Origin of the sequence: Paraburkholderia sp. SIMBA_027 (assembly GCF_046535315.1) — a bacterium.
GTDB classification, from domain to species: domain Bacteria; phylum Pseudomonadota; class Gammaproteobacteria; order Burkholderiales; family Burkholderiaceae; genus Paraburkholderia; species Paraburkholderia tropica.
Window position 1 is genome coordinate 108,326 of record NZ_JAWRWY010000004.1, and the last position, 15,202, is coordinate 123,527.

The following is a 15,202-nucleotide window of genomic DNA, read 5'->3' on the forward strand; positions in this document are numbered from 1 at the left end:
CCGGGGTTGCCGGTATCGCCGCTGTCGTGCCGTCTCACGCGCCAGGGTTCCTTCTGACCGGCGGGCTGTTGTGGCCGCGCGCGCCGGACGGCAGCCCTTCGTCGCCCGATCCCAGCGGCACTTCGGCCGTCTGCTCGGGGTGCGGGCCGCCTTCGCGCGGCATCACGTCGGGATTCGGTTCGGGCTGATCGAAGCTGCCCGGCGCGCCGCGCGCGGGCTTCTCGGGATTGTCGGGTTTCGCGGGTTGCTGATCGCGCGCATTCGTCGCGCGCGTCGAATGCGCGCCCGCTTCCTCGTGGGGCGCCGACGGGGTATCCGACTGGGTATCCGGTTCCATGATGCGTTGCCCTCCTGTGGCAAAACGTAAGCTCATCGCCGCATGACACGTTCCCGTCGCCGTGCGCCGAAGCGGCGTATCGTCAGTGCTTGTTACCCCGCTCAGCACCCTCGACACCCGCCGCACCGGCACGCAACTTGCGCGACCGCCTATTCGTCATTCGCCAATCCGCCATCCGAAAGAGGACCTCCCATGACCGACCAGACCGCCAGCGGCAGCGCGCCCGCGCACGCCATTCCATCGCCCCGGGACCCGCATCTGCGCGCGATGGCGAACTGCATCCGCTTTCTGTCGATGGATGCAGTCCAGAAAGCGAACAGCGGCCACCCCGGCGCGCCGATGGGTCTGGCCGATGTCGCGACCGTGCTGTTCCGCGACTTCCTGCGCTTCGACGCCGCCGAGCCGCACTGGCTCGATCGCGACCGCTTCATCCTCTCGAACGGCCACGCGTCGATGCTGCTTTACAGCCTCTTTTATCTGACCGGCTACAAGGACATCACGATCGACGAATTGAAGCGTTTTCGTCAGGTCGGCAGCAAGACCGCCGGGCATCCCGAGTATTCGCACGCCGCCGGGATCGAAACCACGACCGGGCCGCTCGGCCAGGGCATCGCGAATTCGGTCGGCATGGCGCTGGCCGAGCGCATCCTGAACGCCAGTTTCGGCGACGAACTCGTCGATCACCACACCTACGTCTTTCTCGGCGACGGCTGCCTGATGGAAGGCGTGAGCCAGGAAGCGATCTCGCTCGCCGGCCATCTGAAGCTCGGACGCCTGATCGCCTTCTGGGACAACAACTCGATTTCGATCGACGGCGCGACGAGTCTCGCGGTTTCCGATAACGAAATCGAGCGCTTCCACGCCTCCGGCTGGCAGGTGCTCGAGATCGACGGCCATGACACCGACGCGATCCGCGACGCCATCACCACCGCGCGCGCGACGCAAGACCGCCCGACGCTGATCGCGTGCCGGACGATCATCGGCTTCGGCTTTCCGACCAAGGCGGGCACGCAGAAAGCGCATAGCGACGCGCCCGGCGAAGAAGAAATCGCGGGCGCGCGCAAGATTCTCGACTGGCCGTCGCCGCCGTTCGAGATCCCCGACGATCTGTTGCGCGAGTGGCGCGCAATCGGCGCGCGCGGAAGCGAGGCGCGGCTCGCGTGGAATGAACGCGTCAAGCAGGCGCCGCCCGCGTTGCGCGACGAATTCACGCGCCGCAACGAACACCGTTTGCCGCCGGACTGGAAATCGGCCATCGCCGCGGCCCGCCAGGCCTTCGTCGAAAAAGGCGACGCGATCGCCACGCGCAAGGCCAGCGGCGACGTGCTCGACAAGCTCTTCGACGCCATCCCCGAACTGCTCGGCGGTTCCGCCGACCTCACGCCGTCGAACAACACGAAAACGAAGCATCAGGTCGAGATCAAGCCCGGGCAATATGCGGGCTCGTACGTTCACTACGGCGTGCGCGAGCACGGCATGGCCGCGGCCATGAACGGCATCGCGCTGCATGGCGGCCTGATTCCCTACGGCGGCACGTTCATGTGCTTCTCGGACTATTGCCGCCCGGCGATCCGCCTGAGCGCGATGATGCGCATCCGCTCGGTCTTCGTGATGACGCACGATTCGATCGGTCTCGGCGAAGACGGCCCGACGCATCAGCCGGTCGAACACCTCGCGGCGCTGCGCGCGATCCCGCAACTGGCCGTGTACCGCCCCGCCGATCCGGTCGAAACGGCGGAATGCTGGGAGCTGATTCTGGACACTCCGCGCCGCGCCGCGCTGATCGCGCTGTCGCGCCAGCCGGTGCCGCTGCTGCGCAAGGATGCGAGCGGCAAGAACCGCTCGGCGCGCGGTGCATATGTGCTGCACGAAGCCGAAGGCGGACCGCGCAAGCTCACGTTGATCGGCACCGGGTCGGAGCTGCAACTGGCCGTGGCGGCGCGCGAGATTCTGCAAAGCGAAGGCGTGCCGACCGCCGTGGTGTCGATGCCTTGCCGTCTGCTATTCGAAGAACAGGATCGCGAATATCGACGCGCCGTGCTGGGCGAATCGCCCGCGCGAGTGGCGGTGGAAGCCGCCGTCGAGCTGGGCTGGGATCGCTATATCGGACCCGAGGGGCGCTTCGTCGGCATGCATAGCTTCGGCGAGTCCGGCAAGATTCAGGACGTGTACGCCAAGTTCGGCATTACGACCGATGCGGTCGTGAAAGCGGCGCGCGAGTCACTCGCGTCGTCGTAACGTAAAAGGGGCAGGCGCGCACGCCTGCCCCTTCAAACATCGTGTGAAACACGAACTCAGTCGATCGTCTTCAACGCCTTCGCGAAACGCGCGACCGCGCCTTCGATGTCGTGCAGCTTGTCGAGCCCGAACAAACCGATACGGAAGGTTTTGAAATCGGCCGGTTCGTCGCATTGCAGCGGCACGCCGGCGGCGATCTGCAAACCCGCGTCGGCGAACTTCTTGCCTGAGCGTATGCCGTCGTCATCGGTATAGCAAACCACCACGCCCGGCGCTTCGAAACCTTCGGCGGCCACGCTCCGGAAACCGTGCTCCGCGAGCAATGCGCGAATGCGCGCGCCGAGTTCGAGTTGCTCGGCCTGCACTTTCGCAAAGCCGTAGCTCTCGGTTTCCTTCATCACGTCGCGCAGTATCGCGAGGCTGTCCGTGGGCATCGTGGCGTGATATGCAAAAGCGCCGCCCTCGTAGGCTTCCATGATCTGCAGCCATTTGCGCAGATCGCACGCGAAACTCGTGCTGGTGGTCGAGTCGATACGTTCGCGCGCGAGCGGGCTCAACATGACCAATGCGCAGCACGGCGGCGCGCTCCAGCCCTTTTGCGGCGCGCTGATCAGGATGTCGACGCCGCTCGCCTCCATATCGACCCACACCGTTCCCGACGCGATGCAGTCGAGCACGAACATCCCGCCCTCGGCATGCACGGCGTCGGCCACCGCGCGCAGATACGCATCGGGCAACAGCATGCCGGACGCGGTTTCCACATGCGGCGCGAAAACGAGATCGGGCTTGTGTTCCTTGATGGCGGCAACCACTTCGTCGATGGGCGGCGGCGCAAACGCGGCCTGGTGGCCCGCCTCGACCGGACGCGCCTTCAACACCACCGACTCCGACGGGATGCGCCCCATGTCGAAGATCTGCGTCCAGCGATAGCTGAACCAGCCGTTGCGGATCACCAGACATTTTTTGTCCGTGGCGAACTGCCTCGCAACGGCTTCCATGCCGAACGTTCCGCTACCCGGGACGATCGCGACGGCCTTCGCGTGATAGACCTTTTTCAGGCTCGCGGAGAGATCGCGCATGACGCCCTGAAAGCGCTGCGACATGTGATTGAGCGAGCGATCGGTGTACACCACCGAGTACTCGAGAAGCCCTTCGCGGTCGACATTGGGAAGTAAACCAGGCACGCTCGCCTCCGTTAAAGGATGAACCATGAGAGCAGCATGCTCGCTTCGATCATGCCGTGACGAAGATCGATTCTAGCGAAAGCCGGCGATGCGTGGGGATGGTGCGACGCAGCAGATCCGGCGTGCGGATTTCCGCGCGCGGCAAGCGAAACCGCTTGCCTCTGCCACAGGCGCTTACAATGGCGATCGCTCGTCGCCGCCCGGCAAGCCGACTTATCCGCAGAGACCCTATGAGTACCGAAGCGTCCACCTCACGTCGTCCCACGCGCGCCCTGTTGCCCCGCTCCGCGCAACCATTGCTGACCTGCCTGACCTGCTTGACCGGCCTGATGCTGGCCGTGGCCGCGCCCGTGGCCCACGCCGCAACCTGGACCCCGGTCGGCTCGGTGCCCAATACGTGGACCGAATCGGTGGATACGTCGTCCATCGTGCGCGAAGGCGCGATTCGCCGCGCGTGGGTGCAGATCCGCTACGACCGGCCCACGGCCGTTGCGCATGGCGTTGCGCCTGCCTCGTTGCTCAAGCAACGGGTGGCCTTCAATTGCACGAAACACCAGGCGTCGCTGATGACGCGCCTGAGCTACGACGCGCAAGGCCAGTTGATCGATCGCGTGGACATGATGCCCACGGTCGGCGCAGGCAAGTTCTTCGACGTCGATCCCGACACCGAGTGGGACAACGCACTCACCGCCGTGTGTGCGCATTGAGCGCACATGAAATGCATCGCCGACAAGGGCGTCATTCGCCCTTGAGCAACGTCCACATGGCCGCCGTGATGCGCTGCTTCGCATCGGCGTATTCGTGCCACGGATCGGTGCGCAGCGCGTCGAGGCGCTCACGCAGGTTCGAAACGTTCCACTGATCGCCGCTCGTCACGCGCGGCAGCTCGTCCCAGGCGATCGGCGTCGAGACGCCCAAGCCGGGACGCGCGCGCGGCGCGTAAGCCTCGATCGCGGTCGCGCCGCGCCCGTTGCGCAGATAGTCCACGAAAATACGGCCCTTGCGATTCTGCGGCCCCATCTTCGCGCTGAAGCGATCGGGTAAGGTCGCGGCCATATGCCTCGCCACGGCCTGCGCGAAGTCCTTCGCTTCGTCCCAGCTGCTGTGGCGCGTGATCGGCACCACAACGTGCAGCCCCTTGCCGCCGCTCGTCTTGCACCACGCACGCAGACCGAGCGCCTCGAGCAATTCGCGCGTGAGTTGCGCCGCTTCGCGCATGCGCGCCCAGTCGAGCGACGGATCGGGATCGAGGTCGAAAATCAGACGGTCGGGCTTTTCGATATGGCTCGCGAGCGCGTTCCACGTATGCAGCTCGATCGTGTCCATTTGCGCGGCGCCGATCAGCGCCTCGAGACTGTCGAGCGTGAGCAGCGGCGCGTGTCCGGGATCGAGATCGGCATGCTGCGTCGCATGCGGAATCTGCAACTTGTTCGCGTGCTTCTGGAAAAACAGTTCGCCGTCGACGCCCTTCGGCGCACGCACCAGCGCGACCGGGCGATTGCGCAAACCCGGCAGCAAATGCGGCGCGATCCACGCAAAATACCGCACTAGGTCGATCTTGCGCGTGCCGCTGCGTTCGTCGATCACGCGCTCGGGATGCGTGATGCGCACGCCTGAAACTTCGTCTTCCACGTTGTCTTCCTTGTCGATGGCGTGTGCAGGCGACGATGCACGCGCCTTCACTTTCACAGGCTGGGACTGCGGCTCCCGAACGATCGATGCCGCCGCCTTGTCGCGACGCAGACCGACGAACGACGCCTGACGCACCACGCCCGCGCTCGTCCAGGTCTTGAAACGCACTTCGGCCACGAGTTCCGGTTTCACCCAATGCACATGCGTGCGCCGCTCGGCCGCGGGCACCTCGGCAAACGGCGTGGTCTTGCGCGTCCGCGTTTTCAACTCGCGCGCGAGTTTTTCCAGCAAGGCCGTATCGAAACCGGTGCCGACGCGACCCGCATAGTGCAACTCGCCCGCTTCGTCATACACGCCGATAATCAAGGCGCCGAAGCCCGTGCGGCTGCCCGCCGGTTCCGTGTAGCCGCCAATCACAAACTCCTGCCGACGCGCACAACGCAGCTTGAGCCACGACGCGCTGCGCGTGGACGTATAGGCGCTTTCGCGTCGCTTCGCGACGAGCCCTTCGAGATTTGCAGCGCACGCGGCTTGCAGTAAGTCGTCGGGATCGCCGTCGAATGCAGCGGAAAAACGCAGCACATCCTGATCGCCGCGTTCGAGCAAGGCGGCAAGCTGCGCGCGGCGCGTTTCTAGCGGCACCTTGCGCAAATCGAAACCGTCGAGCCAGGGCAGATCGAACAGCCAGAAAACGATGGCGTCCTCATGCCCTTCTTCGAAGGCGTTTTGCAGCGCCTGAAAATCCGGTACGCCTTGATCGTCGAGGACGACGGCTTCGCCGTCGAGCCACGCGGAATCGATATCGAGCGCGGCAAGCGCTTCCATCTGACGCGGAAACTTCGCGCTCCAGTCGAGACCGCTACGCGTGAAAATGCGTACAGCGCGCCCGCCTTTCTCACGCCGGTCGACGCGGGCGAGCACGCGATAACCATCGAATTTCAGCTCGTAGAGCCAATCTTCGCCTTTCGGCGATGTGTCGGCGGGCGTGGCGAGTTGAGGCGCGAGCGTGTGCGGTATTGCCGCGCGAACCGCGCCGGGCAGCTTGCTGAGCGCGGTTTGATCCAACGGTTTTTCAGCGGCTTTCGAAGCCCGTTTTTTCGCGGCGCCCGAATCGGCCAACGTGTTTTTCATTTTCACCGCATCGCGCGCTTTCGTTTTTGCCGGAGTCTTTTCACGCTGGTTCGCATGGCCGTTTCTCTCGCCGCGCCCGTCCGTGACCTTGAAAGCGTCCTCGCTCACCGCATCGTCGCGTTGCTTGATGAGGAGCCAGCGCTCCTGCTTGCTGTCGCCCATCGGGCTACGCACCAGCGCCCAGCCGCCGTGCAGCTTGTCGCCATTGAGCGTGAATTTCAGATGGCCACGCGCGTATCCCTCGCGCGCGGCGCGCATGCCGCCTTCGGGTTGCCAACTGCCGTGATCCCAGATCTCGACGGTGCCGGCGCCATAATGACCTGCCGGAATCGTGCCTTCGAACGCGCCATATTCGAGCGGATGATCTTCGACATGCACGGCGAGCCGCTTCACCGACGGATCGAGACTCGGGCCTTTCGGCACCGCCCACGACTTGAGTGCGCCGTCGAGTTCGAGCCGGAAATCGTAGTGCAGCCGCCGCGCGTCGTGGCGCTGAATCACGAACGACGCGCTGCCGTTGCGACGCGCACGCCCGCGTGTCGGCGCGGGCTCAGGCGTTTCATTGAAGCGTCGTTTTGCTTCGTAAGCCCGCAGATTGCCCGATAGATTGCGCTTCATCGCGACCGTCCCGTTTCATTGGCGCAGCATTCGTCGCACCATCGTCACGCCGCGCGCTTACCGCGCCGGGGCGTGCTCTTGCGCGGCGGCGAATCGTTGCTCGCCGCGCCGTTGCGTTTGCCGAGACTGCGTTTGAGCAGATCGGAAAGATCGACGATGTCGGCGCTGCGACGCTCGTGCGCGGGCGCATGCACCTGCTCCACTTCGTGCGCCTTGCCCTCACGCACCTTGCGCTCGACGAGCGCGAGAATTTCATCGCGATAGGTGTCGTGATACGACTCCGGCTGCCACTCGGTCGTCATGTCGTCGATGAGCTTGCGCGCCATCTGCATCTCGTGCGCGCTGACGCCCGCTTCCTTCGCGGATTTCGGCAGCGCGGGAATCGCTTCGTCCTCGCGCACTTCGGTCGACCAGCGCAAGGTCTGCAACGCCAGCGCCGGACCGGTGGCGACCAGCGCCGCCAGATGCTGACGGCTGTGCATCACCACGTTCGCAATGCCGATCTTGCCGCTCGCCGCCAGCGCATCGCGCAGCAGCGCATAGGTCTTGCCCGCGCGCTTGTCGGGCGCGAGCCAATACGGCGTGTCCAGGTACAGGAACGAAACCTGGGCGGCTTCGACGAACGCGAGAATATCCACGGTCTGCGTCGCTTCGGGACTGGCCGCTTCGATTTCCTCATCGGAAATCACCACGTATGCGCCCTTTTCGTATTCGTAACCGCGCACGATGTCGTCGCGTGCGATGGGCTTGCCCGTGCGTTTATTGATGTTCTGATGACCGACCGGATCGAAACTGCGGCGGTCGAGCAGACTGAAACCGGTGCGTTCGCTTTGCGTGGCCGGATACAGTTCGACGGGCACGTAAACCAGTCCGAAACTGATAGCGCCTTTCCAGATTGCGCGCGGCATGATGGCCTCCTGTCGCCTCGTCGGGCATGGGGAGCATGGGGAATCTGCATTGAGCAAACACGATGCCCGCTGTGCGCTTCAAGTCGTCCGAGCACATGTCTCGAAACGTCTCGAAACGTGCGCGCGGCACGCCGCATGCGTGCATGAGTGCTTCACTCCTCAACATAGCCGCTATCTGCGAAGGAGGTCGTCATGCCGCTCAACAGAGGCAAATCTCGCGAGGCAATCTCGAAGAACATCAAGACGGAAATGAAGGAGGGCAAACCGCAAAAGCAGGCGGTTGCTATTGCCTTGAATCAGGCGCGTAAATCGGGCGCGAAGATTCCGAAGAAAGCGAAGCATTGATCCGATCATCAGGCGCAATACGCAGCGGCGCGTTTTCACTCACGCGCCGCGAGCATCATCGCCCTGCTTTGGCGAGCGCGCGACGCAGTGCATCGAGCGTCGCCGGCTTGACGAGATGATCGTCGAAACCGGCTTCGAACGCGCGCGCGCGATCTTCCGGCTGGCCGTAACCCGTCACCGCGATCAGCACGACGTGCGCAAGATCCGGCGTCGCGCGCAGACGCTGCGCCATGTGATAACCGTCCACTTTCGGCAAGCCGATGTCGAGCACGATCGCGTCCGGCGCGAACTGGCGCGCCGACGCGAGCACGGCATCGGAGTCGTACACCGCCGTGGCCGCGTGACCTTCCGCTTCGAGCAGCATGACGAGCGAGTCGGCGGCATCGGCGTTATCGTCGACGACCAGCACGCGCAGCGGGCCGCTTTGCTCCAGCGGCGCATCCGCCTCCGCTTCGAGCGTTGTCGCATCGCAATCGGCCAGCGGCACTTCGAGCGTGACCGTGGTGCCGCGCCCGACGCCGTCGCTCGTCGCGTACGCATGGCCGCCATGCATCTCGATCACTTTCTTGACGAGCGAAAGCCCGAGCCCCAAGCCGCCTTGCGCGCGATCGAGCGTGCGCTCGCTTTGCACGAACAGGTCAAAGATATGTTCGACCAGTTCCGGCGCAATGCCCTGCCCCGTATCGCGCACGCGCAGCACGCCGAAGCCCTCGCGCTCGAACGATTCGATGCGCAATTCGCCGCCTTTGCCGGTGTATTTCGCGGCATTCGTCAGCACGTTGACGAGACATTGCACGAGCCGCTGCGGATCGCCGTCCACGCGCGCCGCGCCCTCGCTCGTCACCGTGAGCCGATGCTGCCGCTCGCGGATCAGCGCATCGACGCTCTCCAGCGACTGCGCGATGATCTCCTGCAACAGCACGCCGCGCTTGTTCAACTGCACGCGGCCAAGCGTGATGCGCGACATGTCGAGCAGATCGTCGACAAGACGGCTCAGCACCGCCGCCTGGCGACGCAGGATTTCGATGCAGCGTGCCGCCTGCGGCCCGGTGAGTCCCTCGGAACCCAGCCGGTCAGCGACATGGCGTATCGGCGCAAGCGGATTGCGCAACTCGTGCGCGAGCATCGCCAGAAATTCGGTCTTCTGGCGATTCGCGGCTTGCAGTGCCTCGCGTCCGAGCGCGCTCGCGACCACCGCTTCCACGCTCGCCGCGACGAGATCGAAAAACGCGCGATAGCTCTCGTCGAGCACGCAACGCGGACTCACGCCCAGCACCGCAATCCCGCAGATATCCTGCACGCCCGCACGGCGCAACGGAATCGCCAGCGCGGAAAGCGGCGCTTCGGGCCAGCCGCCCTGCGCGTCGCCGCTCCAGTCGAGCGACGTCAGCATGAATTCGCGCGACTCGCCTTGCGCGAGCACTTCCCGCAGCGGCCACGCCTGCGCCTGCGCGTCCGCGAGCGTATGCAGGCGCGCCACGAGCGGCGCGCCGAGCCGGCTGCTCGCGACGAGTTCGAGTTCGGTGCGCCCCGTCGGCGCGGCGTAGATCGCCGAAAACGGCACGTCGTAGCCGTTCGCCGCCAGCACGTCGGCCGCACACTCGCAGGCCGCCGCGACCGCGCCTTCGTCCGTCGCGCAGGTGCTCAGGCCGCGCAAGGTCTTGAGCCGGCGTTCGCCCTGCATGCGCGGCGTGGTTTCGCTGCACAGGCAGAACACGCCGGCCACCGAGCCGTCGTCGGCGTAAAGGGGTTCGTAGGCGCAGCTCGCATAGACCTCCTCCTGCGCGAGATGGCGCGCGAAGAAGACCTGCTCGTCTTCGCTCAAGGCGGTGTTGCCGCTGTGCATCACGCCTTCGATGCGCGCGCCGAGTTGCGGCCAGGCGTCGGGCCAGCCCGCGGCGCCCGGCAGGCCGAGCACGCCGGGATGCTTGCCCGCGCCGAGGAACGGGATATAGGCGTCGTTGTAGAGCACGCGCGCGTCGTCGCCCCACCAGATGGCGGCGGGCGCGTGCGCGCCGAGGCACAGACTGAGCGCCGCGCGCAGCGGCGGCGGCCAGTCCGCGAGCGCGCCAAACGGCGTCGCGTCCCAGTCGAAGTCACGCACGCGCCCCGACATCTCGCTGTTCCCCCGGATGAAACTCGCATTCCGTGCGCCAGACACGCTTCCTCCTGCATTCGTGGATGATGTGACCCTTCGCTCGCTGACGAAGGGCGCAAGTTCCAGTCCTGAGCGGTGCGCGCGGTGAAAAGGCTTGCTCCGGCGCGGCAGCGGGTTTGCGTACGGCGCTGGGTCAGAGTTCGACGGCGAGCCGCGTGGCCTGATCGATGGCCCGCAGCGCGTCGAGTTCGGCGGCCACGTCGGCGCCGCCAATCAGCTTCGCGTGGAAGCCGCGCGCCGCCAGTTCGTCGAACAGCACGCGGTTCGCGTTCTGGCCCGCGCACAGCACCACGTGATCGACGGCCAGCGTCTGCGCCACGCCATCGACGCGATAATGCAGCCCCTGATCGTCGATGGCGTCGTAGGTTGCGCCCGAGATCGTCATCAGATGCGCGCGGCGCAGGCGCGCCTTGAGAATCCAGCCCGTCGATTTGCCGAGGCCCTTGCCCGGCGGTTCGGCCTTGCGCTGCAACAGGTGTACGGTGCGGCGCGGTTTGGCGGGGTTCGTTGCGCCCATCTCCTTCGTCAAACCGCCCGAACCCGCATTGGCGTTCGCAACATCCACGCCCCACGCGCGAAAGAACGCCTCGGGATCGAGCGATTCGCGCCCATCGCCGAGCAGATATTCGGCGACGTCGAAACCCATCCCGCCCGCGCCGATGATCGCCACGCGCGCGCCCACGTCCACCTTGCCGGTCAACACGTCGACGTACGACACCACCTTCGGGTGATCGACGCCCGCGATATCGGGCACGCGCGGCGTGACGCCGGTGGCCAGCACGATCTCGTCGTACCCGGCGTCCGCCAGCGCCGCCGCGCTGACCGCTTCGCCGAGCCGCACGTCCACGCCGAGCTTCGCGAGCCGCGCCGTGAAATAGCGCAGCGTTTCGTTGAACTCCACCTTGCCGGGCACGACTTTCGCCATGTTGAGCTGGCCGCCCAGACGCGGCGCGGCCTCGTAGAGCGTGACCGCGTGGCCGCGCTCCGCCGCATTCACTGCGAACGCCATGCCCGCCGGGCCGCCGCCGACGACCGCCACGCGTTTCACCGCGCGCGCCCGGCCCTCCGGAAACTCGATCTCGCGCCCCGCGCGCGGATTGACGAGACACGTGGCCGTGCGCTCGGTAAAGATGCGGTCGAGACACGCCTGATTGCAGCCGATACAGGTGTTGATTTCATCGGCGAGACCCAGGCGCGTTTTCTTCGCGAACTCGGGATCGGCGAGCAGCGGACGCGCCATCGAAACGCAATCGGCCACGCCCGACGCAATCAGTTCCTCGGCCACCTCGGGCATATTGATGCGATTCGACGCCATCACCGGAATGCTCACCGCGCGCTTCACGTTGCGGATCGCCTCGCGCCAGGCCGCCCGCGGCACCGAAGCCGCGATCGTCGGCACGGCCGATTCGTGCCAACCCACGCCCGTGTTGATGAGATCCGCGCCGGCCGCTTCCACGCGCTGCGCAAAGGTGGCGATCTCCGCGCCGCTCAAGCCGCCTTCGACGAGATCGATCGACGAAATCCGGTAGATCAGCATGGGCGCCGCGCCCAGCCGCTCGCGCACCGCGCGCACGACGTCGAGCGCGAAACGGATGCGCGCGTCGAAGCTGCCGCCGTAGGCGTCGTCGCGATGATTGGTGGCGGCCGCCGCGAACTCGTTGATCAGATAACCTTCCGAGCCCATGATTTCGACGCCGTCGTAACCCGCCTCGACGGCGAGCGCGGCCGTGTGGGCGAAATCGGCGATGGTGCGGCCGATGTCGTCGAGGCTGAGCGCGCGCGGCGTCCACGCGTTGATGCGCGCCTTGATCGCCGACGGCGCGACGCACTCGGGCACCTTCGCGTAACGGCCCGCGTGCAGGATCTGCAACACGATCTTGCCGCCCGCCGCGTGCACGGCGCGCGTGACGGCGCGATGCTCGTCGAGCTGTTCGGCGCGGTCGAACAGCGGGCCGCCCGCTTCCATCACGCCCTCGGCGTTCGGCGAAAAACCGCCGCTCAGGATCAGGCCGATTTCCCCTGCCGCGCGCGCCGCGTAGAACGCCGCGAGGCGCGCGTGCGGACGGTCGAGCGTTTCGAGCCGCGTATGCATCGCGCCCATCACCATGCGGTTGGGCAGCACGGTCTGGCCGACCGCAAGCGGGGTCAAAAGCCGGTCGAAAATCGACATGGCGGATGTCTCGATGTTGTTGTGGGGTATCGTGCGTACTCTAGGGTGACGGGCGTTTTACGTCAATATCTTGACGTATTTGCGCGGCCTTATGGAATTAAAATCGCTACAAATATCGAATACTCATGCATAAATAAGGAAATATATTGCCTATTTACGCAGTGTCGCACCTTGCCCGCGCCAGACAGCCCGCCGCCGCACGCATGGCATAATGAACGCCTCGTTTTTTCCCGTCTCGTTCGCTGATCACCGTGCGCCGGCTCCGCCTCCAGTTCGTCAGTCTATTAGGAACGCTCGCGATCCTGCTGACGACGTTCGCGCCCGTGATTTCGCATCTGCTCGCCGCCACGACCGCCGCGCCGGCCGGCATGGCGGCCATGCACTGCAACATGCCGTCGATGCGCGGCGCGACGATGGCCGCGCACGGCGACAACCAGGCCAACCCGCACGCCAGCCCCGGCGACATGCAGGACTGCGGCTACTGCAACCTGCTCGCGCATCTGCCCGTGGTGCCGGGCGTGCCGATCGCGCTGCCGCTCGCCACGCGCCTCGTGCACGCGCGCGTGGCCGCGCGCTTCGACAGCCAGCGGCGCATCGAGCCGCTCACCTTCGCGCTCGCGCGCGCCCCGCCACTCGCCTGAACGAAGCCTGACCGTTTGCGCGGCCCCGCGTTTAGCGTGCCGCCGCGCGTTCGCGCGCGCCATCCACACGGCGCGCGACCCTCTTCGTTACAGGACGCTTCATGTTCCCAACCTTGCCGTGCCGGAGCGCGTTCGACGCGCCCGCACGACGCCGCGGCGCGTATGCGCTGACGCTCGCGCTCGCTTGCCTCGCGCTCGCACCGCACCTGGCCCACGCACACGCAATCGCAGGCGATCGTGTGTTTCCCGCGACCCTGTCCGTCGACGATCCCGGCGTCGGCGACGAAGCCGACCTGCAATTCGGCCACCAGCGCGTGCCCGGCGACGCGGGCGACCAGAGCGTCAACACCTTCGACTTCGAATACGACAAGCTCATCACGCCGCGCCTCGCGTTCTCCGTCGACGGCGGCTACGTCATGCAGAACAACCCGACCGCGCACGGCTTCGACAACTTCGGCGTCGGCCTGAAATATCTGCTCTACGTGAACGACGCGCACGAATTCATGACCTCGGTGGGCGTGGACGCCGACATCGGCGGCACCGGCAGCCGCGCCATCGCCGACAACTTCTCCACCATTTCGCCGACGATCTACGCAGGCAAAGGCATGGGCGACCTGCCCGACGCGCTCGCGTGGCTGCGCCCGATCGCCATCACCGGCGAAGCGGGCCCGGCGCTCACGACGGGCGGCGGCCAGCCGAACGCCTTCAATTACGGCTTCACGTTCCAGTACAGCCTGCCGTATCTGCAGCAGCACGTACACGACCTCGGCCTGCCGCAACCGCTCTCGAACCTGATTCCGCTCGTGGAAGTGCCGCTCTCGCGCAGCCAGGGACAGACGACCGGCACCGTGAATCCCGGTTTCATCTGGATGAACCGCTACGGCCAGCTCGGCATCGAGGCACAGATTCCGATCAACCGCGCGAGCGGCTCGCACGTGGGCATCCTCGTGCAAACGCATATTTTCTTCGACGACGTGGCGCCGCACAGCATCGGCAAGCCGCTCTTTCAATAACCCGCAGCATCGAGTTTTATCGAGGACTTCATCATGACTTTCAACGCTATCCGTTCGCTTCGCGCGCTCGCCGCCACCGCCGCCCTCGCAGGCGCGCAACTCGCCTGGGCGCACGCTTATCCGACGCATCAAACGCCCGCCGCCGGCGCGAGCGTCGCCGCGGGCCAATCCACCGTCACGATCGATTTCGACGACGAACTCGAACCCGCATTCAGCTCGATCGACGTTACCGACGCCGCGGGCAAGTCGGTGATTCACGATAAGGCCGCGGTCGACGCGAGCAACAAGAAACGCATGTCGGTGGCGGTGAATCCGCTCGGCGCTGGGCAATACGCGGTCAGGTGGATCGCCGTGGCCGCCGACGGCCATCGCACCACGGGCCACTACAGCTTCACCGTGCGCTGAAATCGCGGCGCGGGGCGCGATGATTATTCGCGCCATTAATGAAAAATATAAGAACGTTGAAATTGACGTGAAGGGCCGCAAGGGCGAACACTATGGTGCCGCCCTTGCTTTCTGGAGCCCTTCCGATGAATCGAAGTGAAGCTGTGCGTTCGCACGCATTGCTTGGCGAAGTGCACCGCGCCGTGATCGAATCGATACGCGAGCACTCACGGGTTAATTGAAATGGAACGTGAGACTGCGATCGTTGACGGGCAGATCGAATTTCAGCGGGACATGGCGTAGTCGCGCGGCCCCGCTGCGCACAATCATTGAATCTTCGTCTTCGAACGTTATGGCGAAAGCCATCAAGCACCAGAAGGAGCGTGGGCAAACCCGGCCATGCTCTGATAAGTAGAATTGCTGCAACGGCAACACGCGCCAGT

Annotated in this window: 12 protein-coding genes; 6 read left to right on the forward strand and 6 right to left on the reverse strand. The window is 65.5% G+C overall.

Going from position 1 to position 15,202, the window contains the following annotated elements:
• Positions 1–34: 34 nt before the first annotated feature.
• Positions 35–337, reverse strand: coding sequence for a hypothetical protein (locus tag SB764_RS08525; RefSeq protein ID WP_410863222.1), 303 nt, complete (start codon positions 335–337; stop codon positions 35–37).
• 192 nt (positions 338–529) lie between these two features.
• Here SB764_RS08525 and tkt point away from each other — a divergent pair, with 192 nt between their 5' ends.
• A complete protein-coding gene (gene tkt, locus SB764_RS08530; protein ID WP_410863224.1) occupies positions 530–2,575 on the forward strand; it encodes a transketolase in 2,046 nt (681 codons plus the stop codon).
• A gap of 56 nt (positions 2,576–2,631) precedes the next feature.
• Here the strand turns inward: tkt and SB764_RS08535 are convergent, their stop codons facing one another.
• Positions 2,632–3,786: an aminotransferase class V-fold PLP-dependent enzyme gene (locus tag SB764_RS08535; protein WP_110328647.1), complete on the reverse strand. Its 1,155-nt coding sequence runs from the start codon at positions 3,784–3,786 to the stop codon at positions 2,632–2,634.
• A 203-nt stretch (positions 3,787–3,989) separates the two neighbouring features.
• Between SB764_RS08535 and SB764_RS08540 the strand changes: the two genes are divergently transcribed.
• The gene (locus tag SB764_RS08540; RefSeq protein ID WP_183716788.1) at positions 3,990–4,466 is read left to right on the forward strand and encodes a surface-adhesin E family protein; all 477 of its coding nucleotides are present in this window, start codon (positions 3,990–3,992) and stop codon (positions 4,464–4,466) included.
• Between the two features lie 31 nt (positions 4,467–4,497).
• Here the strand turns inward: SB764_RS08540 and ligD are convergent, their stop codons facing one another.
• Together ligD and SB764_RS08550 are read right to left on the reverse strand one after the other, a co-directional pair.
• On the reverse strand, positions 4,498–7,140 hold the full coding sequence (gene ligD, locus SB764_RS08545; protein WP_410863226.1) for a DNA ligase D: 2,643 nt from the start codon (positions 7,138–7,140) through the stop codon (positions 4,498–4,500).
• Positions 7,141–7,184: 44 nt separating this feature from the next.
• Positions 7,185–8,048: a Ku protein gene (locus tag SB764_RS08550; protein WP_065060563.1), complete on the reverse strand. Its 864-nt coding sequence runs from the start codon at positions 8,046–8,048 to the stop codon at positions 7,185–7,187.
• A gap of 192 nt (positions 8,049–8,240) precedes the next feature.
• Here SB764_RS08550 and SB764_RS08555 point away from each other — a divergent pair, with 192 nt between their 5' ends.
• Positions 8,241–8,393: a DUF6496 domain-containing protein gene (locus SB764_RS08555; protein WP_321870636.1), complete on the forward strand. Its 153-nt coding sequence runs from the start codon at positions 8,241–8,243 to the stop codon at positions 8,391–8,393.
• Between the two features lie 55 nt (positions 8,394–8,448).
• Here the strand turns inward: SB764_RS08555 and SB764_RS08560 are convergent, their stop codons facing one another.
• Entirely contained in the window at positions 8,449–10,554 is a 2,106-nt protein-coding gene (locus tag SB764_RS08560; RefSeq protein ID WP_124263176.1) for an ATP-binding protein, read from the reverse strand.
• 130 nt (positions 10,555–10,684) lie between these two features.
• The gene (locus SB764_RS08565) at positions 10,685–12,721 is read right to left on the reverse strand and encodes an FAD-dependent oxidoreductase (protein ID WP_410863228.1); all 2,037 of its coding nucleotides are present in this window, start codon (positions 12,719–12,721) and stop codon (positions 10,685–10,687) included.
• Positions 12,722–12,972: 251 nt separating this feature from the next.
• Here SB764_RS08565 and SB764_RS08570 point away from each other — a divergent pair, with 251 nt between their 5' ends.
• The 3 genes from SB764_RS08570 to SB764_RS08580 all read left to right on the forward strand — a co-directional run bounded on the left by SB764_RS08570 (position 12,973) and on the right by SB764_RS08580 (position 14,780).
• Positions 12,973–13,362 (forward strand): DUF2946 domain-containing protein, encoded by a 390-nt coding sequence (locus SB764_RS08570; protein WP_176081578.1) that lies wholly within the window; start codon positions 12,973–12,975, stop codon positions 13,360–13,362.
• Positions 13,363–13,463: 101 nt separating this feature from the next.
• The gene (locus tag SB764_RS08575; RefSeq protein WP_231957575.1) at positions 13,464–14,375 is read left to right on the forward strand and encodes a hypothetical protein; all 912 of its coding nucleotides are present in this window, start codon (positions 13,464–13,466) and stop codon (positions 14,373–14,375) included.
• Between the two features lie 33 nt (positions 14,376–14,408).
• Complete coding sequence (locus SB764_RS08580; protein ID WP_183039598.1) at positions 14,409–14,780, forward strand: copper resistance protein CopC; 372 nt, start codon at positions 14,409–14,411, stop codon at positions 14,778–14,780.
• Positions 14,781–15,202: the final 422 nt, after the last annotated feature.

Excerpts from the sequence above, each read along its gene's own strand:
- SB764_RS08555 (WP_321870636.1), top strand. The coding sequence starts at position 8,241 with ATGCCGCTCAACAGAGGCAAATCTCGCGAGGCAATCTCGAAGAACATC.
- SB764_RS08575 (WP_231957575.1), top strand. The coding sequence starts at position 13,464 with ATGTTCCCAACCTTGCCGTGCCGGAGCGCGTTCGACGCGCCCGCACGA.
- SB764_RS08525 (WP_410863222.1), bottom strand. The coding sequence starts at position 337 with ATGGAACCGGATACCCAGTCGGATACCCCGTCGGCGCCCCACGAGGAA.
- SB764_RS08550 (WP_065060563.1), bottom strand. The coding sequence starts at position 8,048 with ATGCCGCGCGCAATCTGGAAAGGCGCTATCAGTTTCGGACTGGTTTAC.
- SB764_RS08540 (WP_183716788.1), top strand. The coding sequence starts at position 3,990 with ATGAGTACCGAAGCGTCCACCTCACGTCGTCCCACGCGCGCCCTGTTG.
- SB764_RS08565 (WP_410863228.1), bottom strand. The coding sequence starts at position 12,721 with ATGTCGATTTTCGACCGGCTTTTGACCCCGCTTGCGGTCGGCCAGACC.
- SB764_RS08535 (WP_110328647.1), bottom strand. The coding sequence starts at position 3,786 with ATGGTTCATCCTTTAACGGAGGCGAGCGTGCCTGGTTTACTTCCCAAT.
- tkt (WP_410863224.1), top strand. The coding sequence starts at position 530 with ATGACCGACCAGACCGCCAGCGGCAGCGCGCCCGCGCACGCCATTCCA.
- SB764_RS08580 (WP_183039598.1), top strand. The coding sequence starts at position 14,409 with ATGACTTTCAACGCTATCCGTTCGCTTCGCGCGCTCGCCGCCACCGCC.
- ligD (WP_410863226.1), bottom strand. The coding sequence starts at position 7,140 with ATGAAGCGCAATCTATCGGGCAATCTGCGGGCTTACGAAGCAAAACGA.